The 17,834-nt window shown below is 66.2% G+C and carries 15 protein-coding genes; 12 read left to right on the top strand and 3 right to left on the bottom strand.

Annotated features, from left to right (window positions below; translation table 11 throughout):
* Window positions 1-47 precede the first annotated feature (47 nt).
* From DEBA_RS16220 to ruvB, 11 genes are all read left to right on the top strand, one after another.
* Window positions 48-1,673 (top strand): hypothetical protein, encoded by a 1,626-nt coding sequence (locus tag DEBA_RS16220; RefSeq protein WP_013260035.1) that lies wholly within the window; start codon window positions 48-50, stop codon window positions 1,671-1,673.
* Window positions 1,670-2,383 carry a glycosyltransferase family 2 protein gene (locus tag DEBA_RS16215; protein ID WP_013260034.1) on the top strand — a complete coding sequence of 238 codons (714 nt, stop codon included), beginning with the start codon at window positions 1,670-1,672 and terminating at the stop codon, window positions 2,381-2,383. The genes DEBA_RS16220 and DEBA_RS16215 overlap by 4 nt, the downstream gene beginning before the upstream one ends.
* The gene (locus tag DEBA_RS16210) at window positions 2,380-3,822 is read left to right on the top strand and encodes a glycoside hydrolase family 99-like domain-containing protein (RefSeq protein ID WP_013260033.1); all 1,443 of its coding nucleotides are present in this window, start codon (window positions 2,380-2,382) and stop codon (window positions 3,820-3,822) included. The genes DEBA_RS16215 and DEBA_RS16210 overlap by 4 nt, the downstream gene beginning before the upstream one ends.
* Window positions 3,823-3,924: 102 nt before the next feature.
* A complete protein-coding gene (gene clpB / locus DEBA_RS16205; RefSeq protein WP_013260032.1) occupies window positions 3,925-6,510 on the top strand; it encodes an ATP-dependent chaperone ClpB in 2,586 nt (861 codons plus the stop codon).
* Between the two features lie 375 nt (window positions 6,511-6,885).
* A complete protein-coding gene (locus DEBA_RS17500; protein WP_013260031.1) occupies window positions 6,886-7,848 on the top strand; it encodes an SDR family oxidoreductase in 963 nt (320 codons plus the stop codon).
* Window positions 7,845-8,270, top strand: coding sequence for a PaaI family thioesterase (locus DEBA_RS16195; RefSeq protein ID WP_013260030.1), 426 nt, complete (start codon window positions 7,845-7,847; stop codon window positions 8,268-8,270). Before DEBA_RS17500 ends, DEBA_RS16195 begins: the two co-directional genes overlap by 4 nt.
* A gap of 62 nt (window positions 8,271-8,332) precedes the next feature.
* On the top strand, window positions 8,333-8,956 hold the full coding sequence (locus tag DEBA_RS16190) for an SAM-dependent methyltransferase (protein ID WP_013260029.1): 624 nt from the start codon (window positions 8,333-8,335) through the stop codon (window positions 8,954-8,956).
* 1 nt (window position 8,957) lies between these two features.
* Complete coding sequence (locus DEBA_RS16185) at window positions 8,958-9,710, top strand: YebC/PmpR family DNA-binding transcriptional regulator (protein ID WP_013260028.1); 753 nt, start codon at window positions 8,958-8,960, stop codon at window positions 9,708-9,710.
* A gap of 1 nt (window position 9,711) precedes the next feature.
* Window positions 9,712-10,218 carry a crossover junction endodeoxyribonuclease RuvC gene (ruvC, locus tag DEBA_RS16180; RefSeq protein ID WP_013260027.1) on the top strand — a complete coding sequence of 169 codons (507 nt, stop codon included), beginning with the start codon at window positions 9,712-9,714 and terminating at the stop codon, window positions 10,216-10,218.
* Window positions 10,215-10,796, top strand: a complete 582-nt coding sequence (gene ruvA / locus DEBA_RS16175) for a Holliday junction branch migration protein RuvA (RefSeq protein WP_013260026.1) — start codon at window positions 10,215-10,217, stop codon at window positions 10,794-10,796. Before ruvC ends, ruvA begins: the two co-directional genes overlap by 4 nt.
* Before the next feature lie 81 nt (window positions 10,797-10,877).
* A complete protein-coding gene (gene ruvB / locus DEBA_RS16170; RefSeq protein ID WP_013260025.1) occupies window positions 10,878-11,900 on the top strand; it encodes a Holliday junction branch migration DNA helicase RuvB in 1,023 nt (340 codons plus the stop codon).
* Between the two features lie 12 nt (window positions 11,901-11,912).
* Here ruvB and DEBA_RS16165 read toward each other — a convergent pair whose 3' ends face one another.
* Together DEBA_RS16165 and DEBA_RS16160 are read right to left on the bottom strand one after the other, a co-directional pair.
* Window positions 11,913-13,076: an SGNH/GDSL hydrolase family protein gene (locus DEBA_RS16165; RefSeq protein WP_013260024.1), complete on the bottom strand. Its 1,164-nt coding sequence runs from the start codon at window positions 13,074-13,076 to the stop codon at window positions 11,913-11,915.
* 1,036 nt (window positions 13,077-14,112) lie between these two features.
* Entirely contained in the window at window positions 14,113-14,832 is a 720-nt protein-coding gene (locus DEBA_RS16160) for an acyltransferase (protein ID WP_013260023.1), read from the bottom strand.
* Window positions 14,833-15,092: 260 nt separating this feature from the next.
* Here DEBA_RS16160 and DEBA_RS16155 point away from each other — a divergent pair, with 260 nt between their 5' ends.
* The gene (locus DEBA_RS16155) at window positions 15,093-17,099 is read left to right on the top strand and encodes an oxidoreductase (protein ID WP_013260022.1); all 2,007 of its coding nucleotides are present in this window, start codon (window positions 15,093-15,095) and stop codon (window positions 17,097-17,099) included.
* Between the two features lie 79 nt (window positions 17,100-17,178).
* Here DEBA_RS16155 and DEBA_RS16150 read toward each other — a convergent pair whose 3' ends face one another.
* Window positions 17,179-17,649, bottom strand: a complete 471-nt coding sequence (locus DEBA_RS16150) for a chemotaxis protein CheX (protein ID WP_013260021.1) — start codon at window positions 17,647-17,649, stop codon at window positions 17,179-17,181.
* Between the last annotated feature and the right edge of the window lie 185 nt (window positions 17,650-17,834).

The raw sequence follows: 17,834 nt of genomic DNA, 5'->3' as shown, positions 1-17,834 counted from the left end.
CCATTGCATCGGGGAAGGACTTGACCGCCGTCGTTTGGACATCGCTGATGAGCGGGCTGTTGGGCCTGCTGCTGCAAATCAATTGGATGTTCGCCCACGGCCCCCAGTTGTGGTGGCTGCGTCTGCCCGGCGGCCTGATCGGCGGCTGGTTGGCCGCGCGGGGGCTGATCTGGCTGTGGGCGCGTTTCAGCGGCCGTGCGTTCTGGCCGGGCTGGGCGGGCGTTGGCCGTCGGCTGGCCGGCCGGCGCGCGGTGGGTCTGCTGGCGGCCGGCTGCTTGATGTTTTGCTATCTGGCCTCGATGGGCGGGCATTTCTATTCGTTCGACTCGTGGTTTCGCTTTCTGACCACCAAGGCCATCGTCGATCGCGGCGAGCTGATCATCGACCCCATCCCCGGCCGTTTGCGCCCGCTCTACAGCAAAACGGGCATCCTCCAGCCCCTGGCCGCCATCCCGCTCTATCTGATCAGCAAGGCCCTGCCCCCGGACATCGACCCGCCCATGGACCTCAAGGGCCCGGTCAAGCCCGACGAGCTGATGGCCTCCACCCTGCATCAGTTCACCACGCCGTTGATCGCCCTGGTGCTTTACCTGACATTACTTGACTGGGGCTATGCGCGGCGGGTGGCCCTGGCCACGATGCTGACCTTTGGCCTGGCCACCATTGCCTGGCCCTACGCCCGCTATCACCTGGCCGAGCCGGGCCTGGCCTTGTGCCTGATGATCGCGGTGTGGCAGTTGCTGCGCTTTCGGCTGCGCCTGAAGGGGCGGCATCTGTTCTGGTCGGGCCTGGCCATTGGCCTGGGCGCGAGCAACACGACGATGTTTTTGGTCGTGCCCATGCCGCTGATAGGGCTCTACGTGGCCTGGCTGTTGTGGCCCCGGCGGGCGGGCGTCTGCACGAGCTGGCCCCAGGCCATCCGCCTGGCCCTGTGCTGGGCCGGGCCGATCTTCGTGGCCGGGCTGTGGGTGCTGTGGTTCAACTGGTTTCGCTATGGCTCGCCCTTTCTCACCGGCTACGAGGGCGACCGGGGCTTTCCCAACTTCATCTATGATGGCCGGGCCGGCTTCAGCCTGGCGGCCTGGATCGGCGTCCACGGATTGCTGTTCAGCCCCGGCAAAAGCGTGTTTTTGTTCAGCCCGCCGCTGATGGCGGCGCTTTTGTATCTGCGGGGCTTTTTCGTGCGCCGCCGGGCCGAGGCCACGCTGATCTGCCTGTTGTGCCTGGGCTGGCTGCTGTTTTACGCCAAGTGGTGGGCCTGGCACGGCGACATCGCCTGGGGCCCGCGCTACATGGTGCCGGTGACTTGTCTGGCCATGCTGCCCCTGGCCCAGGCCTTCAAGCTGTGGAACAAGCGCGGGCCGCTGTTCAAGGCGGCGTTGCTGGGGGTGATCGCCTTTGGCCTGGTGGTGCAGGGCCTGGGCATGGCCCAGCATTTCGAGCTGCAATTTTCGGCCATTGTCGGCGAAAACCAGAAAAACATGCCGCTTCTGCACTATATCCCTCATTATTCGCCGGTGATGGGCAACTATCGCATGCTGGTCATGGGGGCCACGCCCGATTTCTACTTGCTGGGCAAGCCCCTGGGCCTGGCCCTGAGCCTGGCCGCGCTGCTCTGCGGCGGCCTGGCCTGGCTGGGGGCCAGCGTCCGCCGGCCGGGAGAGCCGTCGTGAAGGTCTCGATCATCGTGCCGGTGTTCAACGAGCGGGCCACGGTGGCCGAGCTGCTGCGCCGCGTGGCCGCGGTGGATGTGGAAAAAGAGATCATCGCCGTTGACGACGGCTCCAGCGACGGCTCGCGCGAGATCTTGGCCGACCTGGAGCTGCCGGGCCTGCGCGTGATCCATCATCCGCGCAACCTGGGCAAGGGCGGGGCCGTGCGCACCGGCCTCATCCACGCCACCGGCCAGATCGTCTTGGTGCAGGACGCCGACCTGGAGCTGGAGCCGGCCGAGATCCCCTCGCTGATCCGGCCCATTGTCGAGGGCCGGGCCGAGGTGGTCTATGGCTCGCGCATCTTGAACAGCGCCAATCCCTCGCCCAACAGCCCATTTTATTGGGGCGGCCGGCTGGTGACCATGGTCTGCAACCTGCTCTACGGCTCGCGGCTGACCGACGCGCCCACCGGCTACAAGGTCTTTCGCCGCGAGTTGATCGGCCGGGTGGGCTATCAGGCCAACGGCTTCGATTGGGAGCCCGAGATCACCGCCAAGCTGTTGCGCCGGGGCGTGCGCATCGTCGAGAGGCCCATCACATATCGCCCGCGCCAGGTCCGCGAAGGCAAGAAGCTGCGGGCCAAGGACGGCCTTTTGGCCGTGTGGACGCTGATCAAACTGCGACTGTCGCCCCTGGCCATGGTCGATCGACCGCTGGACGCGCCATGAAAAAGCTTTTTGTCGCCCTGAGTTGCCTGATCATTTTGGCCGCCGCGGCCGCCTGCCAAAACGCCGACCCCCGGGCCAAGGACGGGCCGGTGCTGCAAAACGAACGCCTCTTGGTGGGCGCGACCTACTACACCTGGTATCCATCCAACTTCCGCCAGGGCTATCTGCGCGCCTTCCTCGATCCGCCCCAGGAGCCGCTGCTGGGCCAATATCGCTCCGACGACGTCAAGGCGGTGGAGGAACAGATCGCCTGGTGCTCGCGCCACGGCGTGGATTTTTTGGCCGTGAGTTGGTGGCCCAAGCGGCCCCAGCAGAACGTCGTCGTCGACCAGGCCTTTGTTCAGGCCGCCAACCTGCAAGACATCAAGTTCTGCATCTTTTACGAGACCTGGAGCGTGGGCTGGCGCAAGGAATACAGCGCCACGGTCTTCGACAAGCAGGCCAGCGACTTTTTCATCGCCGATGTTCTGGCCATCGCCGACAAATACTTCGATAACCCGGCCTATCTGCGCGTCAACGGACGGCCGGTGCTGTTTTTGTACCTGACGCGCACCTTTGCCGGCGACTACGCCCGGGCCCTGGCCACCTTGCGCCAGAAGCTCCTGGCCCGGGGCCACGACGTCTACCTCGTCGCCGACGAGATCTATTGGAGCGTGATGTCGGCCGACCAGGACCGTCAGCCCCAGCCCTATCTCGCGCCCGAGCCCCAGCCCGAGCGCATCGCCCTGTTCGACGCCGTCACCACCTACAACCCCTATCTCTCGGTGCGCCACGACCACGGCGGCTACGGCGCAAAAAGCACTTTCGTCGCCGACGTGGCCGGGCTTTTCCGCCGTTATTACGACCTCTGCGGGCCCAAGGTCAACTTCGTGCCCAACATCCTGCCCGGCTACAACGATCGCGGTTGCCGCCGGAGCCTGCAACAGTTCATCATCCCCCGTCAGTGGGATCAGGGCGCGGCCGAGGGCTCGTTTCTGGCCGAGAACTTCGACCGCCTGGCCATGCCCTTTCTGGACCCGCGCCTGAACATGCTTTTGATCACCTCGTTCAACGAATGGAACGAGGACACCGCCCTCGAGCCGACCAAGCCGGCCCCGGCCACCAGCCGCGACCTCAGCCCCTCGGGCCGCGAATACACCGACGGCTTCAGCTACGCCGGCTATGGTTTCGCCCTGCTCGAAACCCTGCGCGACAAGGCCTGCGCCGCCCATGGCCGCGTGCTTGACAACCAGGGCCGGCCAGTCTGGCGGGCCACCGTCGCCGCCGCCCAGGGCGGCAAGACCGTGGCCAGCGACCAGACCGACCGCCAGGGCTACTACACCCTCAGCCGGCTGAACATGCCGCCGGGCGTCTACGAGGTGAGTTGTGGCCAGGCCGCGCCCAGCCGGGTGACGGTCGACGGCCAACGCGCGGCCAAGCTCGACCTGCGCCTGCCCTGAACGACCCAGCCCCGTCACCGCCGCGCTTGCATCGCCCCTGGTGGTGTTTAGCTTTATAAAAGCGAAGCCAAGCGCGAAAATCCCCAGACAGGCGGTGAAAATATGAGACTGGACAAATTCACGGTCAAAAGCCAAGAGATCATCCAAGAGGCGGTGAGCCTGACCGACAAACGGGGCCATCCCCAGGTCGAGCCGGCCCATTTGCTGGCCGCCACGCTCAAGATCAGCCAGGAGATCGCCAAGCCCGTGCTGGGCAAGCTGGGCGTGGCCGAAGCCGGCCTGCAAGCGGAGGCGGAGGCTCTCTTGCAGCGCCAGCCCCAGGTTTCGGGCGGCGGTCAGGCCTATCTGTCGTCGGCCAGCCGCGAGCTGCTGCAACAGGCCCAGAACGCGGCCGAACAAATGCACGACGATTATGTCTCGGTGGAGCACCTGCTGGTGGCCCTGGCCGCCGAAAAAGGCCCGGTGGGCGAGTTGCTGCGCCGCGCCGGGGCCGGCCCCGAGGCCATCCTGGCCGTGCTCAAGGACATCCGGGGCTCGCAGCGCGTCACCGACCAGAACCCCGAGGACAAGTATCAGGCCCTCCAGCAATACGCCCAGGATCTGACCGACAGCGCCCGCCGCGGCAAGCTCGACCCGGTCATCGGCCGCGACGAGGAGATCCGCCGCGTGGTGCAGATCCTCAGCCGGCGCACCAAAAACAACCCCGTGCTCATCGGCGAGCCCGGCGTGGGCAAGACGGCCATCGTCGAGGGCCTGGCCCAGCGCATCGTCGCCGGCGACGTGCCCGAGGGCCTCAAGGACAAGCGGGTGGTCAGCCTGGACATGGGCGCGCTGATCGCCGGGGCCAAGTATCGCGGCGAGTTCGAGGATCGCCTCAAGGCCGTGCTCAAGGAAGTGACCGAGGCCGCCGGCCAGATCATCCTGTTCATCGATGAGATGCACACGTTGGTCGGCGCGGGCAAGGCCGAGGGGGCCATGGACGCCGGCAACATGCTCAAGCCGCCCCTGGCCCGGGGCGAGCTGCGCTGCGTGGGCGCCACCACCATCAAGGAATATCGCCAAAACATCGAAAAAGACCCGGCCCTGGAGCGCCGCTTCGCGCCGGTTTTGGTCGAGGAGCCCAGCGTCGAGGACACCATCGCCATTTTGCGCGGGCTAAAGGAAAAGTATGAAGTGCACCACGGCGTGCGCATCAAGGACGCCGCCCTGGTCGCCGCGGCCACCCTCAGCGACCGCTACATCACCGACCGCTTCCTGCCCGACAAGGCCATCGACCTCATCGACGAGGCGGCCTCCAAGCTGCGCATCGACATCGACAGCCTGCCCGAGGAGCTCGACCAGCTCCAGCGCCGGCTGATGCAGATGACCATCGAGGTCGAGGCCCTGAAAAAAGAGACCGACGAGGCCAGCGCCAGGCGTCTGGAAAAGTTGCGCGGCGAGATAGCCCAGCTCGAAGGTCAACGCGATGCGCTCAAAGAGCAGTGGCAGCGCGAAAAGCAGAGCATCGAGACCATCCGCGAAATAAAAGAGCGCCTGGAAAAACTACGTCTGGACATGGAGCGGGCCGGCCGCGAGGGCGATCTTTCGCGGGCCTCCGAGCTCAAATACAGCGCCATCCCCGCCGCCGAAAAGGAGCTGGCCCAGCGCCAGGCCGCCATGGATGAGCTGCGCGACGGCGGCGAGGCCCTGGTCAAGGAAGAGGTCGACAGCGAGGACGTGGCCGAGGTGGTGGGCAAGTGGACGGGCATCCCCGTGGCCCGGCTGATGGAGGGCGAGCGCGAAAAGCTTCTGCACATGGAAGAGCGCATCGCCAAGCGGGTGGTGGGGCAAAAGGACGCCGTCGAGGCCGTGGCCAACGCCGTGCGTCGCGCGCGCAGCGGCCTGCAAGACCCCAACCGCCCGGTGGGCTCGTTCATCTTCATGGGCCCCACCGGCGTGGGCAAGACGGAACTGGCCCGGGCCCTGGCCGAGTTCATGTTCGATGACGAACAGGCCATGATCCGCCTGGACATGAGCGAGTTCATGGAAAAGCATTCGGTCAGCCGGCTGATCGGCGCGCCTCCGGGCTACGTGGGCTATGACGAGGGCGGCTACCTCACCGAGGCCGTGCGCCGCAAGCCCTACTCGGTGGTGCTCTTCGACGAGATCGAAAAGGCCCACCCCGACGTGTTCAACGCCCTGTTGCAGATCCTCGACGATGGCCGGCTCACCGACGGCCAGGGCCGCACGGTGGATTTCACCAACGCCATCATCATCATGACCAGCAACATCGGCAGCCAGTATATTCAGGATCTGGCCGGGCCCCACCAGCGCCAGCGCATGGAGGAGGCGGTCATGACCGCCCTCAGGGCCCAGTTCAAGCCCGAGTTCCTCAACCGCGTCGACAACGTGGTCATCTTCCACAGCCTGGACAAGGAGCACATCGCCCACATCGTCGAGCTGCAACTGGCCCGCCTGGGCAAGCTCCTGGCCAGCCGCGGCCTGGCCCTGCAAGCCAGCGACGGGGCCAAGGCCCTGCTGGCCGACCTGGGCTACGACCCGGTCTACGGCGCCCGCCCCCTCAAGCGGGCCATCCAGGTTCACCTGCAAGACCCGCTGGCCAGGGAACTGCTGGCCGGCAACTTCGTGGAGGGCCAGACCATCGTCGCCGACGAGCAAGGCGGCAAGCTCGCCTTCCGCGCCGCCTGACGACTCGCGCCGCCCCCGCCCGCGAGGCCCCGGTAAGGGGCCTCGCTTTTTGAGGGTGCTTCACGGGGGCGTCCTGCCCCGTGCCGCTTCGGCTTGGCAAAAGCGCGGTTTTGCCAACCCTCACAAATCGCTCGCCTAATCAGGCTCGCGATTTGGCGCGCCGTCCATGGCGCGCTTCGGCTGCTGCACGGTAGATTTCATGTTTCACAGGTTATTATCTGTTTTTACAACATTTGTTATGTTTCACCGTGCAGCGGCCTCTTTTTTGGCGCGGCGGCAAGCGGCTGGCGTCGGCAACGGTCGCCATGCTACATTGCGGCTTGACGTTTGGGCCGCCAGCGCCCGCCAGGCGGGCCGTCTTTTGGGGGTGAGGCCATGAAAAACATTTTGATCACGGGCGGTTCCGGCTATTTCGGCTCCAAGCTGGCCCAGCGCTTCTGCGCCATGGAAGGCGTCGAGCGAGTGGTGTCCCTGGACATCAAGGCCCCGGCCGCCACGCCCGAAAAGCTGCTTTTCGTCCGCGCCGACGCGCGCCAGCCCCTGGATGACATCTTTGCCGAAAACGGCATCGACACCGTCGTGCACGCGGCCTGGGTCTTGCCGCCGATCCACGACAAGGGCCTGATGGAAGACATCAACCTCGGCGGCACGACCAACGTCCTGGAGGCCAGCCGCCGGGCCGGCGCGCGGCGCTTTTTCTACACCAGCAGCGCCACGGCCTATGGCTTTCACGCCGACAACCAATGCCCCCTGACCGAGGACAGCCCCCTGCGTGGCAACGACGACTTCACCTACAGCAAGACCAAGCGCATCGTCGAGGGCCTGATCGCCGAGTTCGCCGCGCGAAACCCGGCGATGGCCGTCTGCTGGGCGCGACCGTGCTTTGTTGTCGGCCCCGGTTTCAACAACCCCCTGGCCCGGCACCTGCAAAAGCGCCTGGCCGTGCTGCCCCGGCCCAGCGCGGCCATGCAGTTCGTGCACGAGGACGACCTGACGCGGGCCATCGTGGAGCTGCTGCGGGCCGGCGCGCGGGGGCCCTACAACGTGGGGGCCAGCGGCGTGATGACCACCAGCGAGATGGTGCGCGCCCTGGGCGGGCGGCCGCTGCCCGTGCCGGTGGGCCTGTTGCGCCCGCTCAACGCCCTGGCCTGGGCCTTGCGGCTGGGTTTCATCACCGAGTTTCCCAGCCCGGCGCTCAAGCTCATGCAGCATCCGTGGGTGGTCGATAGCGGCAAGCTGGAGCGCGAGCTGGGCTTTGCCTACGCCCACGACACCCGCCAGGCCTTCGCGGCCTTTGCCGAGCACGTCAAGGCCGGCCGAAAAAAGAGGCGGTCATGAACGACGGCCCGCCCGAGGGCTACCAGCCCCTGGATTTTCCCAGCCCGTTTTTGCAATTCATCGGGCCGGTCTACGTGCGCCAGGAGCCCGACGGTCCGCGCTTTGGCCTGCGGGTGGAGCCGCGCCACGCCAACGCCCGGGGCACGGCCCACGGCGGCCTGTTGATGACCCTGGCCGACATCGCCCTGGGCTACGCCACGGCCATCACCCACGATCCGCCGATCCCCTTGATCACCGCCAACCTCACCGCCGATTTCGCCAGCGCCGCCCGCCTGGGCGACTGGCTGGAGGTCAAGGTCGACATCATCCGGGCCGATGGCGACACGGCCTTCGCCAACGCCTTCATCTGCGTGGGGCCCAAGCGCCTGGCCAGGGTCAGCGGCGTTTTCGGCCTGCTGGGGCCCGGCCCGCCGGCCCAATAGCGTGGGCCGCCTTTTCGAGGGCGCTTGCCCCGTTGGCGCGGCTATGCTAGATTTTGCCAGCTATGGGCAGCCGCAAAGACCAAGATTCATATTATCGCCGGGCCAAGCAAGAGGGCTTCGCCGCCAGAAGCGTCTATAAACTCCAGGAGATGGACCAACGCTACGGCCTGTTGCGACAGGGCATGCGCGTGCTGGACATCGGCTGTCACCCTGGTTCGTGGCTGCAATACGCCGCCGGCCGGGTGGGCCCTGGCGGGCTGGTGCTGGGGGTGGACATCCAGGAGCTGGCCGTGGATCTGCCCAGGTGGGGGCGCTTTATCCAGGCCGATGTGCTCAAGCTCACGCCGGCCGAGGTGCTGGCCGTGGCCCCGGCCTTCGACGTGGTGCTCAGCGACGTGGCTCCGCGCACCACCGGCGTGCGCCACGCCGACGAGGCGGCCAGCCTGGCCATGCTGGAGGCCGTTTTCGATTTGGCCCTGGCGGTGTTGCGTCCGGGCGGCTCGTTTCTGGCCAAGGTCTATTTCGGCCCGGGCGTGGATCAGCTCATCCACCAGGTCAAGGGCCGTTTCAAGTTGGGCAAGGGGCACAAGCCGGCCGCCTCCAAGGCGGCCAGCAAGGAAATATATATCCTGGGCCGCGAACTGAAAAACGCGCTGCCCCAGGTCGATACCCAAACGGAGGGGTAGCATGAGCGGTCACTCCAAGTGGAGCACCATCAAGCGCAAGAAGGGCGCGGCCGACGCCAAGCGTGGCCAGATCTTCACCCGGCTGATGAAAGAGATCACCGTGGCCGCGCGCATGGGCGGCGGCGACATCGAGGGCAACTCGCGCCTGCGTTCGGCCGTGGCCGCGGCCAAGGCCCAGAACATGCCCAAGGACAACATCGAACGGGCTATCAAAAAAGGCACCGGTGAACTCGACGGCGTCTCCTACGAGGAGATCGTCTACGAAGGTTACGGTCCCGGCGGCGTGGCCTTCATCATCGAGTGTCTGACCGACAACAAAAACCGCGCCGCCGCCGAGGTTCGCCATATCCTCAACAAGCGCGGCGGCTCGTTGGGCAAAAACGGCGCGGTGTCGTTCATGTTCGAGGCCAAGGGTGTCTTCAGCTTCGACAAGGCGGCCGTGGGCGAGGACCAACTCATGGAGGTGGCCCTGGAGGCCGGGGCCGACGACGTCAGCGACGAGGACGACGCCTGGCAGGTCACCTGCGCGCCCGGGGCCTTCAGCGCGGTGGCCGCCGCCTTCGAGGCCGCCGGCTTGCAGCCCCAGAGCGCCGAGTTCACCAAGATCGCCACCACCACCGTCGACATCAAGGATCCGGTCGAGGCCGGCAAGGTGCTCAAGCTTTTCGAAGCCCTCGACGACGCCGACGACGTGCAGAACGTCTACTCCAACTTCGACATCGACGACGACGTGATGGCCCAGTTGGAGCAGTAGCTTGGAGACCGCGCCGGTCCGCGTGCTGGGGCTCGACCCCGGCTCCCAGCGCACCGGTTACGGCTTGGTGCAGGCCGGGCCGCGCGGGCGGGCCGTTTTCGTGGCCGCGGGGGTGATCAGCGCCCCGGCCAGCCTGGCCCCGCCTTGGCGGCTGCGCAAGATTCACCAGGAGCTTTGCCAGGTCATCGAGCGGCGACAGCCCCTGGAGATGGCCGTGGAGGGCGTCTTCGCCGCGCAAAACGCCCGCACGGCGATCATGCTGGGCCAGGCCCGGGGCGTGGCCCTGCTGGCGGCGGCCCAGGCCGGCCTGGAAGTCTTCGAGTACTCGCCGGCGGCGGTCAAAAAGGCCCTCACCGGCGTGGGCCGCGCCGACAAAGAGCAGGTCCAGCGCATGGTCCGCGTGGTGCTGGGCGTCGAGGAGCCCCTGGGCCTGGACGCCTCCGACGCCTTGGCCATCGCCATTTGCCACCTGCAGGGCCGGGCCCTGCGGCGGGAGGGCATGCGATGATCGCCCGCCTCAGGGGCCAACTGGCGGCGCGCCGGCCCGATCACGTGGTCGTCGACGTGGGCGGCGTGGGCTACCGCGTCTTCGTCTCGCTGGGCGCGTTCTGCCGCCTGCCGCAATCGGGCGAGATCAGCCTGTTGACCCACACCATCGTGCGCGACGACGCCATCCACCTCTACGGCTTCATCAACGAACAGGAGTGGGAGGCCTTTCGCCTGCTGGTGAGCGTGGCCGGCGTGGGGCCCAAGCTGGCCCTGGCCATCCTCAGCGGCCTGGAGGTCGGCGAGCTGTGGGCGGCCATCCGCGCCGGCGACGCCGCGCGCCTGGCCAAGACGCCAGGCGTGGGCAAAAAAACCGCCGGCCGCCTGGTGGTCGATCTGGCCGGCCGCCTGCCCGTGGGCGAGCAACCGGCCGCCGCCGTGGCCCCCGGCACGGCCGCCGACGACGCCCAAAGCGCCCTGTGCAACCTGGGCTACCCCGAGGCCAAGGCCAAAAAAGCCGTGGACAAGGCCCTGGCCGTCGCCGGCGACGGCGCGGCCCTGGAAGATCTGCTGCGCCTGGCCCTCAAGGAACTGGCCTAGCCCAAACAGCCGTCAAGCCGGCCGGCGCTGGGCCTTATCGACGCCAGGCCACGGCCCCTTGACGCGCCAGCGGAGACGCCCATGTCCGACGATCCCTTTGGCCCCAGGTTGGTTTGCGGCGCGGCCGCCGAGGAAGACCGCGCCCTGGATTCGCTGCGGCCCACCTCCCTGGCCGAGTTTGTCGGCCAGGAAGAAGCCAAGGCCAACCTCCGCGTGTTCATCGCCGCCGCCCGCCAGCGCGGCGAGGCCCTGGATCACGTGCTGCTGCACGGCCACCCCGGCCTGGGCAAGACCACCCTGGCCCACATCATCGCCCGCGAACTGGGCGTGGAAGTCACCGCCACCAGCGGCCCCGTGCTGGAGCGCGCCGGCGACCTGGCGGCCATCCTCACCAATCTGGGCCCCCGCGATGTCTTGTTCGTCGATGAAATCCACCGCCTCAACCACGTCGTCGAGGAAGTGCTTTATCCGGCCATGGAGGATTTCCACCTGGACATAGTCGTGGGCCAGGGGCCCAGCGCCCGCACGGTCAAGCTCAACCTCGAACCCTTCACCCTGGTGGGGGCCACCACCAGGGCCGGCCTGCTGACCCCGCCCCTGCGCGATCGCTTTGGCGTGCAGGTGCGCGTGGACATGTACACGCCCGAGGAGCTGGCCAGCATCGTCGGCCGCTCGGCGCGCCTGCTGGGCCTGGATATTTCGCCCGAGGGCGCCGCAGAAATCGCCCGACGCTCGCGGGCCACCCCCCGCGTGGCCAACCGCCTGCTCAAACGCGTGCGCGATTTCGCCCAGGTCGAGGCCGCCGGCCACGCCGATCTGGCCCTGTGCGACTATGCCCTGGGCCGTCTGGGCGTGGACCAGAACGGCCTGGACCGCCTGGACCGCGATCTGCTCTCGGCCATCGTGCAAAAATTCGACGGCGGGCCGGTGGGCCTTTCCAACCTGGCCGCCGCCGTGGGCGAGGAGGCCCAGACCATCGAGGAGGTCTACGAGCCCTATCTGATCCAGCAGGGTCTGCTCAAACGCACCAAGGCCGGCCGCGTGGCCACGGGCCGGGCCCTGGAGCTTTTTGGTTTCACGCGTCGGTCGGAGCGGCTTTTCTAGGCCCGGCGAGGCTCAGTTGGCCGCCGCCAGGAAACCATCGGCCAGCAAACGCCGGGCCAGCAGCTCGGCAAAGGCCTCCGATGGATGAAAATAGTCGCCCTCGGCCATGCGCGCCCAGGCCAGGGGCCGGCCTTGCAGGGCCTGGGCCAACAGGCCCGTGGCGTCGAAGTGCTCCACGCCCAGCTCGCGCAAAATCACCAGAATATCCTGACGCTGTTTTTTATATGATTCCGGCCACTGCTCGTAGGGGCTCATCAGCGGATAAACCACCACCTTCAGCGTGAAATGATCGTTGGCTGCGTGACGCTGAAAGGCGGCCAAGGCGTTTTTGACGTCGGCGCGTAGGCCGTCGCGGTCGGTCAGCGAGGCCTTGAGCGACAGATAGGCTCGGTAGATCGTCGAGCGTCGATAAAGCCAGGGATTGAACTGCTCGCTGCCCAGGTAGAGGTTGGCCACCACGGCCTGGCCGTCCTGGTCCTTGAGGATCATCGGCGTGCCGTCGAAGTCGTTGAGGCAAAACTCGATCAACACCAGATCGGGCCGCAAGGCGCGGCCGTGGCGCTCGAAATATTTCAGCTCCTGCCACGCGCCGAAGCCGTCCACGCCCAGATTCCAATATTCCACCCCCCGCGGACCCAGCCGCTCCAGCCAGCCGCCCAGATAACCGATGGCCGCGATGGAGTCGCCCACCAGCGCGACGCGCCTGACGCCGGGCGGCTTTTGAGCCTGGTGGGCGTTACGCTGCGCGCCATGGCGGTCGTAGGCGTATTGCCCGCCCCGGCGCGGGACGTAGCCCAACTCCGGGTCGACTTCCAGGTCGAAACGATACTTGTCGCCGACATGGCGCTTGGCGGACTGGGGCGCATGCAGGGTGGCCTGGTGGGCCGAGTTGAACACCAGATGAAACGGCGTCATCAGAAGCTCGAACAACACCAGCGAAAGGCCCAACGAAACAATCAGCAACAACCCCTTCAGCACGGCCCTGCCGCCGATGGCCAGGCGCGGGCCAAACAGGCAAAACAGCCAGGCCATCATTGCCAAGGCGCAGTAAAACAAAGCCAAGCCCAGGTCTTCGCTGTCAGCCAGGCCCTGGCTCCACAGCACCCACAGGACGTTGCCCGAAAGAGCCACGGCGGCCAGGCCCAACAACCACACAACGATTTGGCGAAACGGCATGGACAAAACCCTAAGCATGAGGCGACGACGCGCGGGCAGGGGCTTGCAATATACCATGCCGATGGGCCGGGTTGTCCGCTCAAAGAGACTTGTTGATCGTTTTCCTGGGCCGGCGCCCGGCCAGGCAAGGCGGGGCCAGTGCCTGGCCTGGCAGAGCGGGGCCAGTGCCTGGCCTGGCAGAGCGGGTCGAGAACGCCAGCTTAACACCTACCGTCCGTAGCTCCCGGTGGGCCGGTGCCCGGCCAGGCAAGGCGGGTCGAGTAGGCCGCAATGACACCTACCGTCCGTAGCTCCCGGTGCGGGGCCGCTGTCAAAGCAGCCGCGACGACGAAGCTTATTGTTCTTCTTTCTTCTTTCTTAAATCTTTTCTTTTTCCGGGGGCAACCAACCTTGGCCGTAGCTGGCGCGCGCCCCGCGCGTCAGCTTCCAGTAACGCCACCGGCAACCGGCAACAATCTTCGCGGCGCGGCAATGCTCAGGACCGATCCTATGGTCGTCATCCCTACAACCACGAAACTAAAAGTCGGCCACCTTGCTTTGCGGGGGTGGGGTGGGCCGGCGCCCGGCCAGGCAGAGCGGGTCGACCAGGCCAGGCTAACACCTACCGTCCGTAGCTCCCGGTGATAGGCCGCTATCAAAGCAGCCGCAGACGACGAAGCTTATTGTTCTTCTTTCTTCTTTCTTAAATCTTTTCTTTTTCCGGGGGCAACCAACCTTGGCCGTAGCTGGCGCGCGCCCCGCGCGTCAGCTTCCAGTAACGCCACCGGCAACCGGCAACAATCTTCGCGGCGCGGCAATGCTCATGACCGTCCCTATGGTCGTTATCCCTACAAACACGAAACTAAAAGTCGGCCACCTTGCTTTGCGGGGGTGGGGTGGGGAGCGGGGCGGGCGAGGGGGCGGTTTAGCGTAAAGAGCCCCCTCCCCGCCCCGCATGGCTTCTTCTTCATCTTTTTCCCTTCTTAATCTTTTCTTTTCTTCTCTTCTCTTCTCTTCTCTTCTCTTCTCCCCAATCTTTCGCCTCAGCGGACCCCCCTCACAACCAAAGATGATCCAACTCCTCGCCATGTCGTCCCTCATCGCGCCGCGGCCTGATCACCCTCGCCGGCGCGCCGGCCACGACCATGCCCGCGGGCACGTCGCCGCTGACCAACGCGCCGGCGGCGACGATGGCTTCGCGGCCCACCCGCGCGCCGGGCAAGATCACCGCGCCGCTGTAAATTTTGGCGTAGTCCTCGATGACCACGCCGGCGTAGGAGCGTTCCTTGTGCGAGGATTCGGAATGGCCGTGGGTGAACACCCGCACGTCCTCGGCCAGGGCCACCGAGTGGCCGATTTTCAGCCCGCCCTTGCTGTCGAGAAACACGCCTCGGTTGAAAAAGACGTTGTCGCCCAGGCTGATGAACTGGCCGAAGTTGAAGCGCACGTGCTCCTCGCAGAGGAAATCGCGGCCGACGCCGGCGAACAGGCGCCGGGCCAGCATCTGGCGCAGGGGAAAGGCCAGCGAGACGACCAGGCATGATGGCAGGCGATCAAGGGCGTCCCACAGGAAATGCAGATGCCGCTGGGTTGGCGTGAAGCCTGGTTCGCGGCCCTTGGGCAGCAGCTCGGAGTAGAGCCGGCCGTGCTCCAGATCGGCGGCGCTGACGCCTTGGCCGCCCAGCAGCTCGAAGATGGCTATGGCGGCCGGAGCGTCCAGGCCGGCGTCGAGGATGGCCTGGATGCGGGCCAATTTTTCGGCGAAATGGTCTTGCACGGCGGTTTGTCCTTTTGTCGGGGGGGGGCGACGATAGAGGTCATTGTGAACCGGCCGGCCGGGGTGTGAAAAGTATTTTTTGCCTGGGCTGATGGCGATGATTTTTCGTAGCCCTCTGATTTGGCCGGCCATATTCCAGCCCGACCCGGATTCGGCCCGTCGTGAAAATGGCAGGGGCAATCTTTTTGGTTGAAGGCTGGCCGCGCATAAAGTATCAAGGATTATCCCCACGAATCGAAAATTCAGCGCCGGAGTCTGCCATGAGCAACTATCCATTGCTGTTTGAGCCCATCACGATCAACAAAATGCAGATGTCCAACCGCATCGTCATGCCGGCCATGCATCTGAACTACACCCCCGACGGCGCGGTCAGCGACCAACTCGTCGCCTTTTACCGCGAGCGCGCCGAGGGCGGCGCGGGCCTGTGCATCGTCGGCGGCTGCGTGATCAACGACCGTTCGGGCGGCCCGTTCATGGTCAATATCCTCAAGGACGACGACATCCCCGGCCTGACCCGCCTGGCCAAGGCCATCCAGGATGGCGGGGCCAGGGCCGGCGTGCAGCTTTACATGGCCGGAGCTTACGCCCATTCTTTCGCCATCGGCCAGCAGTCCATCAGCTCCTCGCCGCATTTTTCCAAGTTCACCAAGCAGGACGCCCGCGAGATGAGCTTGGAGGAGATTGCCCAGGTGCAGGACGACTTTGTCCAGGCGGCGTTGCGGGCGCAAAAAGCGGGCATGGACATGGTCGAGATTCTGGCTTCGGCCGGCTATCTGATCTGTCAATTTTTGTCGCCGACGATCAATAAACGCACCGATGAGTACGGCGGCTCGCTGGAAAACCGCATGCGTTTTGGCCTGGAGGTGGTGCGCAAGACGCGCGCGGCCGTGGGGCCTGATTTTTGCGTGGGCGTGCGCGTGGCCGGCAACGACTTCGTGCCCGGCAACCACACCAACGAGGAGGCGGCGTTGTTCGCCAAGGCCTGTCAGGACGCCGGGGCCGACATGATCAACGTCACCGGCGGCTGGCACGAGACCAAGGTGCCCCAGTTGACCCACGAGCTGCCGGCGGCTGGTTTCGCCTATCTGGCCCGTGGCGTCAAGCGGGCGGTGAGCGTGCCGGTGGCCTCCAGCAACCGCATCCACGGCCCCGGCCTGGCCGAGGAGATTTTGGCCCGTGGCGACGCCGATCTGATCTGCATGGGCCGGCCCCTGATCGCCGACCCCGAACTGCCCAACAAGGCCAAGGCCGGCCGCGTCGATCTGATCAAGCGCTGCGTGGCCTGCAACCAGGGTTGTTTCGACGCCATCATGACCCTTGGCCCCATCGGCTGCATGGTCAATCCCCGGGCCAGTCACGAGGCCTTGGGCAAGCCCGGCCCGGCGGCGGCGGCCAAAAAAGTGGTGGTGGTCGGCGGTGGCGCGGCCGGGGCCCAGGCGGCGATCACCGCGGCCGAGCGCGGCCACAAGGTCACGCTCTTCGAGGCGGCCGATACGTTGGGCGGCCAGATCGCCTGGTATTGGCGCTCGACCGAAAAGCCCGATTTCGCGGCGATTCCGGCTTGGCAGGGGGCTTATCTCAAGGAGCTTGGCGTGGATGTGCGCCTGGGCCAGAGGGCCGAGGCCGACTCCATCGCCGCCCTGGGGCCCGACCACGTGGTGCTGGCCAGCGGCGCGCGGCCGGTGATGCCGCCCATCCCCGGCTTGAGCGGGCCGGGCGTGGTCCACGCCTGGGACGTGCTCAAGGGCAAGGCCCCGGTGATCGGCCGCGAGGTGGTGGTCATCGGCGGCGGCGCGGTGGGCCTGGAGACGGCGATCAACGTGGCCAAGCGCGGCGCGCTGACCCCGGAGCAGGCCTACTACCTGACGCTGTTCCGTGGCGAAAGCCCCGAGGCCATCGACAGGTTGCTGACCACGGGCAGCCACAACGTGACGGTTTTGGAGATGCTGCCCAAGATCGGCAAGGGCGTGGGCCGCTCCACGGCCTGGATCGTCTATTTGCTGATCAAGCGCTTCGGGATCAAGCCCATCACCGGGGTCAAGGTGCTCTCGGTGGAGCCGGGCAAGGTCACCTTCGACTCCAGCGACGGCCAGATCGCCATCAAGGCCGACACGGTCATCGTCGCCGCCGGGGCCGCGCCGGTCAACGATTTGCTGGAGCCGCTGCGGGCCAAGGGCCTTGACGTCAGCGTCATTGGCGACGCCGGCGGAGGCCTGACCGTCCTTGACGCCATTGCCCAGGGCTACAAGCTGGCCGCCGAGCTCTAGCCGCCGGCCACGATCCGAAAAGCAACCCCCCGGAGCGCCGCTGGCCTCCGGGGGTTTTGTTTGGGCGCAAAGGCCTGGCCTAGAGGGCGGCGGGCGTCAGGCACAGCTCGATAACGAAACCGCCCACCGGCGTTTCGAAGGGGATGGCCCAGATCGGCGCGCTGGTCATGTGGCGCACGCGGTGGCCCTTGCCGGCCACGACCAGGGGCACCGCGCCCTCGATGATCACGCCCAGTTCGGCGATGCGCCGCCTGGCGTCGCCGCTGATGATGTTGGTCAGCTCGCCCACGGCGTCCTCGACCTCGTCGTTGATGGCCGGGATCTCCTCGCCGAACATGTTGCCGACGACGCCACAGATGCAGGCCTCGGCGAAGGAGACCGACAGCGAGCCTTCCCACTGGCCGGTCAGGCCGACGATGGCCGAAACGTCTCCGGTGGATTGCTCGTCCTGTTTGACGTAGTGGACGCCGGCCGTGGCCTGGGTGAAGGCCATGGAGCCCAGGACGCTGGCGGCCGACGATTTGAATGCCTCGATGAAACGTTGATCCACGGCGTTTTCCCTCGGCGACGGGCCGGATTTGCCTTGTCAATCAGAATGTTAAACGATGTTACAATATTAGTGGCGACAAGAAAACCAAAAAAATACCTTGTGAAAGGGTGGGCGGGCAGGATGGCAAAGCACCGCCGCCAGCCAAAGCCACTTGACTTGACAACGGGTCAAGGTTAGTCTTTGGC

The sequence above is a fragment of the Desulfarculus baarsii DSM 2075 genome (genome assembly GCF_000143965.1).
Taxonomy (GTDB): domain Bacteria; phylum Desulfobacterota; class Desulfarculia; order Desulfarculales; family Desulfarculaceae; genus Desulfarculus; species Desulfarculus baarsii.
The sequence above is the reverse complement of the archived record's forward strand: the minus strand, read 5'-3'. Positions and strand labels throughout refer to the sequence as shown.

Excerpts from the sequence above, each read along its gene's own strand:
- DEBA_RS16220 (WP_013260035.1), top strand. The coding sequence starts at position 48 with ATGAGCGGGCTGTTGGGCCTGCTGCTGCAAATCAATTGGATGTTCGCC.
- DEBA_RS16210 (WP_013260033.1), top strand. The coding sequence starts at position 2,380 with ATGAAAAAGCTTTTTGTCGCCCTGAGTTGCCTGATCATTTTGGCCGCC.
- clpB (WP_013260032.1), top strand. The coding sequence starts at position 3,925 with ATGAGACTGGACAAATTCACGGTCAAAAGCCAAGAGATCATCCAAGAG.
- DEBA_RS17500 (WP_013260031.1), top strand. The coding sequence starts at position 6,886 with ATGAAAAACATTTTGATCACGGGCGGTTCCGGCTATTTCGGCTCCAAG.
- DEBA_RS16195 (WP_013260030.1), top strand. The coding sequence starts at position 7,845 with ATGAACGACGGCCCGCCCGAGGGCTACCAGCCCCTGGATTTTCCCAGC.
- DEBA_RS16190 (WP_013260029.1), top strand. The coding sequence starts at position 8,333 with ATGGGCAGCCGCAAAGACCAAGATTCATATTATCGCCGGGCCAAGCAA.
- DEBA_RS16185 (WP_013260028.1), top strand. The coding sequence starts at position 8,958 with ATGAGCGGTCACTCCAAGTGGAGCACCATCAAGCGCAAGAAGGGCGCG.
- ruvA (WP_013260026.1), top strand. The coding sequence starts at position 10,215 with ATGATCGCCCGCCTCAGGGGCCAACTGGCGGCGCGCCGGCCCGATCAC.
- ruvB (WP_013260025.1), top strand. The coding sequence starts at position 10,878 with ATGTCCGACGATCCCTTTGGCCCCAGGTTGGTTTGCGGCGCGGCCGCC.
- DEBA_RS16165 (WP_013260024.1), bottom strand. The coding sequence starts at position 13,076 with ATGCCGTTTCGCCAAATCGTTGTGTGGTTGTTGGGCCTGGCCGCCGTG.
- DEBA_RS16155 (WP_013260022.1), top strand. The coding sequence starts at position 15,093 with ATGAGCAACTATCCATTGCTGTTTGAGCCCATCACGATCAACAAAATG.